8 protein-coding genes and 1 pseudogene are annotated in these 9,749 nt (G+C 68.9%); 5 read left to right on the forward strand and 4 right to left on the reverse strand.

Going from position 1 to position 9,749, the window contains the following annotated elements:
• The first annotated feature begins 112 nt into the window (after positions 1-112).
• The 3 genes from H8R17_RS43400 (at position 113) to H8R17_RS48275 (ending at position 2,087) form a co-directional block, all read left to right on the forward strand.
• The gene (locus tag H8R17_RS43400; RefSeq protein WP_223126132.1) at positions 113-1,381 is read left to right on the forward strand and encodes an ISL3 family transposase; all 1,269 of its coding nucleotides are present in this window, start codon (positions 113-115) and stop codon (positions 1,379-1,381) included.
• Positions 1,321-1,533 (forward strand): transposase, encoded by a 213-nt coding sequence (locus H8R17_RS49650; RefSeq protein ID WP_399478070.1) that lies wholly within the window; start codon positions 1,321-1,323, stop codon positions 1,531-1,533. Before H8R17_RS43400 ends, H8R17_RS49650 begins: the two co-directional genes overlap by 61 nt.
• Positions 1,534-1,850: 317 nt before the next feature.
• Positions 1,851-2,087 carry a hypothetical protein gene (locus tag H8R17_RS48275; protein WP_262505983.1) on the forward strand — a complete coding sequence of 79 codons (237 nt, stop codon included), beginning with the start codon at positions 1,851-1,853 and terminating at the stop codon, positions 2,085-2,087.
• Here the strand turns inward: H8R17_RS48275 and H8R17_RS43410 are convergent.
• Positions 2,065-3,258: a hypothetical protein gene (locus H8R17_RS43410; RefSeq protein WP_187828683.1), complete on the reverse strand. Its 1,194-nt coding sequence runs from the start codon at positions 3,256-3,258 to the stop codon at positions 2,065-2,067. The genes H8R17_RS48275 and H8R17_RS43410 overlap by 23 nt on opposite strands.
• Before the next feature lie 242 nt (positions 3,259-3,500).
• Between H8R17_RS43410 and H8R17_RS43415 the strand changes: the two genes are divergently transcribed.
• Entirely contained in the window at positions 3,501-4,328 is an 828-nt protein-coding gene (locus H8R17_RS43415) for a hypothetical protein (protein WP_187828684.1), read from the forward strand.
• A gap of 124 nt (positions 4,329-4,452) precedes the next feature.
• Here the strand turns inward: H8R17_RS43415 and H8R17_RS43420 are convergent, their stop codons facing one another.
• Together H8R17_RS43420 and H8R17_RS43425 are read right to left on the reverse strand one after the other, a co-directional pair.
• Positions 4,453-5,733, reverse strand: coding sequence for an IPT/TIG domain-containing protein (locus H8R17_RS43420; protein WP_187828685.1), 1,281 nt, complete (start codon positions 5,731-5,733; stop codon positions 4,453-4,455).
• 279 nt (positions 5,734-6,012) lie between these two features.
• On the reverse strand, positions 6,013-6,759 hold the full coding sequence (locus tag H8R17_RS43425; RefSeq protein ID WP_187828686.1) for an IPT/TIG domain-containing protein: 747 nt from the start codon (positions 6,757-6,759) through the stop codon (positions 6,013-6,015).
• 580 nt (positions 6,760-7,339) lie between these two features.
• Here H8R17_RS43425 and H8R17_RS43430 point away from each other — a divergent pair.
• Positions 7,340-7,594: pseudogene (locus H8R17_RS43430) on the forward strand (hypothetical protein); the annotation flags it as partial.
• A gap of 318 nt (positions 7,595-7,912) precedes the next feature.
• Here the strand turns inward: H8R17_RS43430 and H8R17_RS43435 are convergent.
• Positions 7,913-9,073, reverse strand: coding sequence for an IS4 family transposase (locus H8R17_RS43435; protein WP_187828687.1), 1,161 nt, complete (start codon positions 9,071-9,073; stop codon positions 7,913-7,915).
• Between the last annotated feature and the right edge of the window lie 676 nt (positions 9,074-9,749).

Below are 9,749 nucleotides of genomic sequence, written 5' to 3' on the forward strand. Positions count from 1 at the left end.
ACTGCGGAGCGTGACTGCCGCGCGGGAGGCCGGACCTGAACGCGAACCGCCCGCGGCACTTGTGGATGATCACTGTTGCTGAAGCAGTGGATCTACGAGCGACGCGGGCGGCATGGAGCACGATACCGGCGCGACGGCGCTGTTCGATCTGGAGGGGGTCGCGGTGGTGGAGGTGGTCCGGGGCGAGGACGGGACGCGCCTGGTCCATCTGGTGACTACGGACCCGGCGGCGCGGGCCTGTCCGTCGTGCGGGACCTTCGCCACCCGGGTTAAGGAACGGGCCGTGACACGGCCCCGTGACCTGGCGCACGGCGGGAGTCCTGTGCTGATCCGCTGGCACAAGCGGCGCTGGCAGTGCCGCGAACGGCAGTGCGAGCGCGGATCGTTCACCGAGCAGATCGCGCAGATACCGGCCCGAATGCGGCTGACGGAGCGGCTGCGGACCGCGTGCGGGCAGGCCGTGGTCGACGGCGGGCGCACGGTCGTCCAGGCCGGCCGTGACCTGGGCCCCACCTGGCCAGTCGTGATGCGTGCCACCCGCACCTACGCGGATCAGGTGTTGCCCGACGCACCGCCGGCCACTGAGGCGATCGGGATCGACGAGACCCGCCGTGGCCGGGCTGTCTGGAAGCAGAACGACGACGGGAAGTGGGAGCTGGTCGCGGACGCCTGGCACATCGGCTTCGTCGACGCGGTGGGCGGACAGGGCCTGTTCGGGCAGGTCGAGGGACGCAACGCCGCCACCGTTGCCGCCTGGCTGGCAGCCCAGCCGGCCTGGTGGACCACGTCGATCCGCTACGTCGCCATCGACCTGTGTGCCACCTTCCGCTCCGCCGTGCGCGCCGCGCTGCCGCACGCCACCGTGGTCGTGGACGCCTTCCATGTCGTCCAGCTCGCCCAGCGCCACCTGGCCGACCTGCGCCGCCGCCTCACCTGGAAGCAACACGGCCGCCGTGCCCGCAAGGGCGACGCGATCTACACCGTCCGCAAACTCCTGCGCTGCAACAGGGAAGACCTCACCACAGAGCAACATGACCTCCTGATCAGCGAGTTGACGTCCATGGGTACCTACGGGCGGCAGATCCTGGCCGGCTGGCAAGCCAAGGAACTCCTGCGCAACCTGCTCCACCTGGCCGCCAAGCACACCCACACCGCTCCCGGCCACTCCGCGATCTCCGCCGCCCGCTACCGCTTCCAGGCCCACTGCGCCGACCACGCCCACCTGTCGGAACTGGCCACCCTCGCCGAGACCGTCGANCGATCTCCGCCGCCCGCTACCGCTTCCAGGCCCACTGCGCCGACCACGCCCACCTGTCGGAACTGGCCACCCTCGCCGAGACCGTCGATCAGTGGTGGGACGGCATCAAGGCGTACGTCCTGACCGGGATCACGAACGCCGCCAGCGAGGGCAACAACCGCGTCATCAAGCTCGACGCGCGATGCGCCTTCGGCTACCGCAACCGCGCCAACCAGCGCCTACGGTCACTCTGCGCGACCACGAGATGCTCCCGACGCGAAGGGGACCCCGACTAAATTCGAAGACCCGGGTAGACAGACCGCCACATCAAAATGATCTCCGCCTACGGAATCTTGCCAGAGCCCAGAAACCGTCGACAAACACTGCCCGCGCCCACTACGGAAGGAGGGCGCGGGCAGCCGCTCAGGTGGCGGACAGGCCGGGTGGAGGGATGCGAGTGTGACGGGACGCTGCCGAAGCCGATGCTTGTCGCCACAGTCGCTAGCCCTGATCTGCGGCCGGGCTGGGCGGGCAAGCCGAAGTGGGACAGTGGAGGGCGGAGTTCTCCGCCGACAGGCCCCGGGGGGTGCTGCACTCACGGCGGGGGGCGGACATGGCGCAGAGCTTCCCGGAGGTTGTGGTCGCCGCTGGGCAGTTGCCGGACGCGACGGTGCTGGACGGTGAGCTGGTGGTGTGGGAGTCGGGCCGGTTGGCGTTCGAGCGGCTCCAGGGTCAACTGCAACGGCGACGCGCCGTAGCCGCTCGGCTCGCCAGCGAGTGGCCTGCCCACTGCGTCGCCTTCGACGTGCTGCGGCTGGTCGGCGTCTTTAGCCGTGGTTCTTGCTTCTGATTTCGATGGACTCGTCGGTGGAGCTGCACTGGGCGTTCGTCCGGCCTTCCTCCAGGGTCAGGGAGTTGGTGTTGCCGCAGGCGTTGTTCTGCCGGCCCTCCTGGGCGATGTTCTGCTGCGTCAGGTTCAAGGTGCTGTTGCCGCCGGCGGCCCGGGCTCCGCCGCTGCGGGTGGCGGTGCCCTTGCTCACCGAGCGGTCATGCGTGGTGCAGTGCGCCTGTGCTTCACCGGGGACGGAACCGACGTTGGTGTTGCCGCAGGCGTTGTTCTGCCGGCCCTCCTGGGCGATGTTCTGCTGAGTCGAACCCAGTTCGCTGTTGCCGCCGGTGGCCTCGGCGCCGCCTCTGCGGGTGACGGTGCCCTTGCTCACCGAGCCGTCACGGGCCGCGCAGCCGGCTTCGGTCACACCGGGGAGGCCAGCGTTGTTCATGTTGCCGCAGGCGTTGTTCTGCCGGCCCTCCTGGGCGATGTTCTGCTGGGACGCACCCAGCGTGCTGTTGCCGCCGGTGGCCCGGGCGCCGTCACCGCGGGTGGCGGTGCCCTTGTTCACCGAGCCGTCGTGCGCCGCGCAGTCGGCTTCCGTGGTGCTGGAAAGAATGCCCTGGTTCATGTCGCCGCAGGCGTTGTTCTGCCGGCCCTGCTGAGCGATGTTCTGCTGGTACAGGTTTCCGTTGCCGCCGGTGGCCTGTGCGGCGCCCGCGTGGGTGAGGGTTTTCTTGCTCAGGGAGTGGTCGCGCGCTGTGCAGTGCGCTTCCGTCTCGCCGTCGAAGAGGCGGCTTTCGATCGTGTTGCCGCAGGCGTTGTTCTGCCGGCCGCGCTCGGCGATGTTCTGCTGCAGGGCGACGCCGTCGCCTCCGCTGGCCTCGGCGCCGCCGCCGGTGCTCGTGGCGTCGATGCTGTGCGAACGGGCGCCCGTTGTGCAGTGCGTTCCGATCCGGCCACTGCCACCGAGCATGTCGGCGAGCGTCTGGGAATCGCCGCAGGCGTTGTTCTGCCGGCCGTCCAGCGCGGTGTTCTGGTCGAAGAGTTCGGCCGCTCCGGAGCCCCCGTCGGCCTGGGCACCACCGTCTGGGAGGGGCGCACCCGTGCTTGTACCCGTGGACACCAGCCCGGCGAGCACCACAGCCGCGAGTACGGACTTCCCGGTCATACGTCGTACGACAACGGTCATCGTGCAATCCTCCTGACTGCACGCGCACAGGCGCGCATCCATCGCTTTTATTGCTGCCAACGCGCGGTGTGCCTGTGAGACACGTGAGCGATCACGGCTTCGCCCGAATGTCCGCTGCCATCCGGCGCTGCGTGGGCCGTCCGCGTAGTGGGCCGGCTCCGTCCGTGACCTCAGGACCTCCGGGCACGTTGACCAGAACCGTGGTCCCTGTGCCCCGGCTGCTCGAACGACGGAGGAAACGAATGAGCGTGATCGGCAAGGCGGCGCTGCTGACCATGGCCGTCAGCACTCTGCTGGGCGTACACGACGAGACCGCCCACGCCAGCGGCGGGCCCTTCACCACCGCACAGGACGGTGAGCAGAACCTGGACTGCGGCAACAGCCATGAGCTGGTCAGCGTCAACGTCCTGCGGACCATCAGGCGTGAGCGGACATGCACGCGCCCCGGCAGCCGCGACGCTGACGCCTCCGCCGTCGGCGGCACGGCTCTCGGCCCGCAGTTCACGACAGCACAGTCCGGCAAGCAGAACCTGCACTGCGGCAACTCCGCCGATGTCATGACCGTCAATGTGCTCAGCACCGTGGAGGAGGAGACCACCTGCCAGATCGTGGACGACTCACAGGACCTCCCTGGCCGGGCCCGGGCCAGCCATACCCGTTCCGTGGAGGAGCCGGGATCCGTCGGCGCGTCCGCCGTCGGCGGCACAGCCCTCGGGCCGCAGTTCACCACCGCGCAAAGCGGCAAGCAGAACCTGGACTGCGGCAACTCCGCCGACGTACTCACCGTCAATGCCCTGGGCACCGTCAGTAAGAGAACGACCTGCGAGGCCGTGGACGGCTCCAGCAGCCACGGCCCCGGTGTTCACCGCCGGGGCCAGGCCACGGCCATGAACGGCACCGCAGCAGGACCGCAGTCCGCCACGGCCCAAACCGGCAGGCAGAACCTGCACTGCGGCTCCGACAGCGACCTAGTCGTCCTCACCGTCCCCGAACCCAACGAGCCCACACCGGGCGGACTCGACAAGAGCGCCGACTGCCGGGCGGTCGACCGCTCGACGACCCGGCACTGAGCCAGACGGTGGGGAAGAGCCAGGAAATGGCGTGCTGTTGCCCCCGGCGGCCCAGGGCCTGGGTGGGGGTGTGCTGTTGCCGTCCTGGCACGACGTCCCGTCGGGCGAAGGCAGTTGCTCGGGATCAGACGCCGGGGGCCGGGAGCCGGGTGTAGGTGAGCGCGTTGGTGGTGCCGGCGGGGGTGGTGGCCGTGACGCTGACCGGTCCGTCAGTGCCCGCGGGGGCCACGGCCGTGACCTGGGTGGGGGAGACCACCGTGAACGATGCGGGGGTGGCGTCGAAGCGGACCTCGGTGGTGACGGTGAGGTTGGTGCCGGTCAGGGTGATGACCGTGCCGGCGTGCGTCGGTCCCTGGTCGGGGACCAAGGAGATCAGCGTGGGCGGTGCGAGGTAGACATAGCCGACGGGATTGCTGGTGCCGCCGAGGGTCGTCACGGTAACCGCTGCGGCACCGGCCGCATGGGGCGGCGTGACCGCGGTGATCCGCGTGGCGGAGTCCACGGTGAACGACGTCGCGGCCACGGAGTCGAAGCGCACCGCCGTCGCCCCCAGCAGGTCGCCGCCGGTCAAGGTCACCGTCGTGCCGCCCGCTGTGGTCCCGGAGGCAGGGGCGACGGCGGCCAGCGAGGGGGAGGCGGCGTAAAAGAAGTACGCCTGAGGATCGTCAGGGTTGCTGGTGCCGCCGGGGGTGGTCACGGTCACGGCTGCGGCACCGGCCGCATGAGCGGGGGCCACGGCGGTGATCTGCGTGGCGGAGTTGACGGTGAACGATGTGGCGGCGACGCCGTCGAAGCCCACTGCCGTCGCGCCGGAGAGATTCGTGCCCGTCAGTGTGACCGTGGTGCCTCCCGAGATCGGCCCCTGGGTGGGGATCAGACCGGTGACCGAAGGCGCCGTGAGGTAGGTGAAGACGAGTGAGTTGCTGGTGCCGCCGGGGGTGGTCACGGTCACGGCTGCGGCACCGGCCGCATGAGCGGGGGCCACGGCGGTGATCTGCGTGGCGGAGTTGACGGTGAACGATGTGGCGGCGACGCCGTCGAAGCCCACTGCCGTCGCGCCGGAGAGATTCGTACCCGTGAGCGTGACTGCGGTCCCTCCGGAGACCGGCCCCTGATTCGGCGACAGGCTCGAGAGGGAGGGAGCCGATGCGGTGACATAGGTGAAGGTGGCCGTTTGCGTACTGGTGCCCTGAGTGGTGGTGACGGTGACGTTCACCGTCCCGGTGCCGGACGGGCTGACCGCCGTGATCTGCGTGCTGCTGTTGACGCTGAACGACGTTGCGGGTTTGCTGCCGAACCGGACGGCTGTCGCGCCGGTGAAGCTGGTACCGGTCACGGTCACGGTGGTACCGCCGGCGGCCGGCCCCTGGTTGGGACTGACCGAAGAGACCACAGGGGCAGCCATGGCTGTACTCCTTCAGGCAAGGCAGGGACAGGTGCAGCTGTCCTGGTGACAGGGCGGCAGAGCGGTTGCGCTCTTGGTGGACGTCCCAGGGCTGGGGCGCTGGTCCGGCGGAATATTTCATCCGCGTCAAGAGAGGGCGCAGTCCGCGGCTGCGGAGGGCTTACGCACGGCGCGCCAGCGGGTGCCCCCTTGGACGCGGGTAGGGCCCGTCCGGGCGGAGGGGGGACTGCCGCCCGGACGGGGTTGGTTGCCTTCGCTGCGCGAAGGTCAGCGGAGGGGTCAGATGCCGGGGCCGGCGACGTAGGTGAACGCGCCGATCGCGGTGTCGGACCCTGCGGGGTTGGTCACGACCACGTCGGCCGCGCCTGCGGTGCCGGGCGGGGTGACGGCGGACAGCGTGGTGGTGTTGATCACCGAGAACGGGGCCGGGGTGCCGCCGAAGGTGACCGAGTCGGTGCTGTCGAGGTTGGTGCCGGTGATGGTCACCGCGGTCCCGCCTGAGGTCGACCCGGAGGTGGGGCTGACCGTCCCGATCGTGGGGGTGTCGACGTAGGTGTAGGTCAGGCCGTTGTTGGTGCCGCCCGCAGTGGTCACGCTGACCGCCACCGGCCCGGCCGCCGCGCCCGCCGGAACCGTGACGCTGAGCGAGCTGTCGGAGTTCACTGTCGGAGTGGCGGTCACCCCGCCGAAGGACACGCTGGTGGCCGTGGACAGGCCGGTGCCGTTGATGGTGATCGTGTTGCCGCCGGCCAGCGCCCCGGAGGTCGTTCCCAGGGACGACTTGAACGGGGCGCCGACGTAGAAGAACGGCACCGGGTTGCTGGTCCCGCCCGGAGTGGCAACGGTCACCCCGACCGTGCCGGTTCCCGAGGGAGCCACGGCGGTGACCTGGGTCGGCGAGACGTTGGTGACGCTCGTGGCCGGCTTGCTGCCGAAGGTCACCGCGCTGGTGTTGGACAGGTTCGTACCCGTGATGGTCACCGGCGTTCCGCCGCCGGTGGAACCCTGATTCGGAGAGATGGGCATGAGGCACTCCTCGCTGATTGATGGGGACATGCGAGGAACCGGCAGGGGGGCCTGACCACCGGCTGCCGCGTGGTGGGGCCGAGCCGCAGGCAAGGGACAAGCCTGCTCCCTTCCCGACCCCTTCAGGCACCGTCAGTGCGGCCGGGTCCAGGACGAACGAAGAGATGTCCGCCCCGGCACGCCGACAGGAGGCGCAGCAGTCTGCGCCGTCTCTCCTGGGCAAGGAGAAAACCGGCAAGGGCTGCCTGTCTCAACGTTCCTCCGGCACGGGATGGGCAGCCCGCCGGTTCACACTCTCAGTGACTCACAGACCCAATCGAGTGACAAGAGGCCATCAACGCATATCACCCGAACGGAGTAGTCCCAGCAACTCCATACCGGGGCAGGGCAACTTGGGTGCAACCATTGAGCCTTTCCCAGTAAGGGCCCGTCGCTCGCTGTGATCGCGATGTTGGCGCTGCGGCCTGTGGCATCCCCAAGTCCGGGCAGGCGTAAGGCCCCTGTCGCACACCCCCTGCACCGGTTCGTGCTCGCCCCCGCTCGCGGCGAGGAAGGCCGTCATGTCGGCCAGGCACCAAAGATCCGACCGAGGGGCCTCACGTGTCGATCAGTGTTATACACCGCCGTGCTCGATGTGAAGCGGTCCACTGCCGAGCACCTGGCCCGGCTGCTGCGCGATCACCGCATCGCGGCCGGAACCCGCAAGGGCAGGCGTGCGCTGGGCTGCTTCCGGCCGGCGGTGCTCGTCCTGCGCTGGTTCATCGACGGCACCCGATTGACCCAACTCGCCCGCGATAACGGCCTGTCGGCCTCCACCTCCTACCGCTATCTCCATGTGCGACACGAAGTCACATGAGTTGAGTGGAATACACAGAAACGGAGGTTCGATGCTGTCGAAGGTGTAGACCCATGCCAGTGCGCAAGGCATGTCCCCGCCCCGGCGTCAATGGCCATGACTTAAGTCGTTCGTGGTTCGAGGAGGTGCAGGGTGATGGTGCGGGTGACGAGGCGGGTTCCTGGGTCCTCTGAGCTGCGGGTCTGGTAGCGCAGGCTGGGGCGTTTGGTCTTGATCGGGGCGGTGCGGTCGGGACGGTTGCGTATGACCCAGCGGGGGAGGTCTGCGATGAAGAACTTCAGTGCCTGGGCGAGGTGTTCAGGGGGAAAAAGCCGTCGCGACGGAGTCGTTGACGGCATCCAGGACGGGCGGGAAGCTGATGCGGGTGGGGTCCACTCCGGCGATCACAACGGCTCGGGTGATCAGCGAGCGGAGTGCCTGGTAGAGGCAGAGCAGGGCCCACAGTTCCTGGCGGACCCCCTCGGCGGTGTGCGAGCGCAGGACTCCTCCTGGTGTGCGCAGGTCCACCTTGACCAGGCGGAAGAGGATCTCCACGTGCCAGCGGTCCGCGTAGATCCGTGCGAGTTCGAGCGCGGGTGCCTGCTCGGGGTCGAGCAGAGTGGTGATCAGCGCGAAGACTTCGGAGACGCCGTCGTCGTCGGTGACGCTGTACTCGATCACGCGGACCGTGACCCGCTCCCGGGTCCGTTTGCCGCGCAGTTCGGACAGGTAGGTGCCGTCCTCCAGGCGCTTTTTGACCGGCAGGGTGAAGGAGTCGGAGACGCGCCACAACAGATGTGCGCCGGTGGCGGCACTGGCCGTGTACAGATCGTAGGAAGGAAAGCCCCGGTCGGCCAGCAGCAGCATGCCGGGGGTGAGCTTTCCCAGCAGCCGCTCGAAGAGGGCGCGTTCGCCGACCTCGATGGAGTCGAAGGCGGCCCCGATCAGGGCCATGCTGCCGCATTCGGCCATCGCGACCAGGCGGGCCTGCGGCAACACCCCGCCGGCCGGGGTATCGAAGGCCGACGCGTTGTCCGTGCTGGCGGGTACGTCGAAGACCGTGCCGTCCACGACCACCTTGCGCAGGTCGCGCCAGAACACCTCGTCATGACCGGCGGGAATCGTCGGCTTCGCGGTGACCTCGAACAGCGCGCGCAGCGGCGCGCTGCCCAGCCGGTCCCGAGCCCGGGAGATCGCCCCGTCCGTCGGCACCACGTAGCCATCCCAGCCACCCCGCGCCCACCGCAGTCCGCGCAGCAGGTTCCGCAGCACCCGCACGTACCCCTTGCCGAAGTCCAGCCACAACGCCATCGACAGATAGACCATCAACCGGGCAGGCAGAGCCCGATTGCGCTGTTCACGCTTGCCCGTCGCCTCGATCGCCGCCCGGACCGTCTCGTCCGGGAAGGTCGTCGCCAGCAGCCCGATCGCCACGTCATCCGTCAGACGGCCCTCAGTCGCCGCATCCTGATCCGCCACCAGCCGATCATCACACAGACCGGCCACCTTAAGTCATGGCCATTGGCCCCGGCGTGCGTCGCGAGTAATCGCGGAGTGCGAAGCCCGGGGAAAGGCCCAAGGATTCCCGTTCCATCCGGGGATTACAGGCTGGGGAAGGCCGGACGGGTGAATGTGAATGAATCCTCGACGATGCCTCGTTGAACGGACTCCCGCCGATGGGTCGCAACAGTGGGAGAAGAGGGACTGGCCGTTGGAAAGCGGCAGGCGCCGGCTGGGAGTGTAGGCCAGCCGGGAGCGCACCGCCGTCCCCGGGGTTCAGAGGGCACCCAACCCGGCCGTATCTCACTCATGTGGAACGTGAAAACCCCGATGGGGTCCAGGTGAACAGTTCACCCGGTAGGCCGACCGCAAGGAAGGCTCAACTCCCCAGCGGGCGCAGGATGGCCCAGAAGCGAATGCCGGTGGCCGAAAGGCACCAGGAAAACGGGACCGACAGCCGACACCTCCCGTTGGTGGTCTCGCATAACTGGCCGGATAGGGCACGTGCCCAACCTGAGGGTCTGTAAAGCGAGCGGTGTAGCTGGGGTTGGTGTGGCTAGAGTTGGTCTGCGGTGAGGCGGCCGTCGAAGGCCAGGTCGAAGGCGTTCATGGCGCCCTTCCAGCGCATGGTCCAGCGTTTGCGGCCGGCGCCGGT

This window comes from Streptomyces sp. TRM68367, assembly GCF_014495685.1.
In the GTDB taxonomy this organism is placed as follows: Bacteria; Actinomycetota; Actinomycetes; order Streptomycetales; family Streptomycetaceae; genus Streptomyces.

What these genes read in the sequence shown, in the direction of transcription:
- H8R17_RS43425 (WP_187828686.1), bottom strand. Translation starts at nt 6,759, where the DNA reads ATGCCCATCTCTCCGAATCAGGGTTCCACCGGCGGCGGAACGCCGGTG.
- H8R17_RS43415 (WP_187828684.1), top strand. Translation starts at nt 3,501, where the DNA reads ATGAGCGTGATCGGCAAGGCGGCGCTGCTGACCATGGCCGTCAGCACT.
- H8R17_RS43410 (WP_187828683.1), bottom strand. Translation starts at nt 3,258, where the DNA reads ATGACCGTTGTCGTACGACGTATGACCGGGAAGTCCGTACTCGCGGCT.
- H8R17_RS43420 (WP_187828685.1), bottom strand. Translation starts at nt 5,733, where the DNA reads ATGGCTGCCCCTGTGGTCTCTTCGGTCAGTCCCAACCAGGGGCCGGCC.
- H8R17_RS48275 (WP_262505983.1), top strand. Translation starts at nt 1,851, where the DNA reads ATGGCGCAGAGCTTCCCGGAGGTTGTGGTCGCCGCTGGGCAGTTGCCG.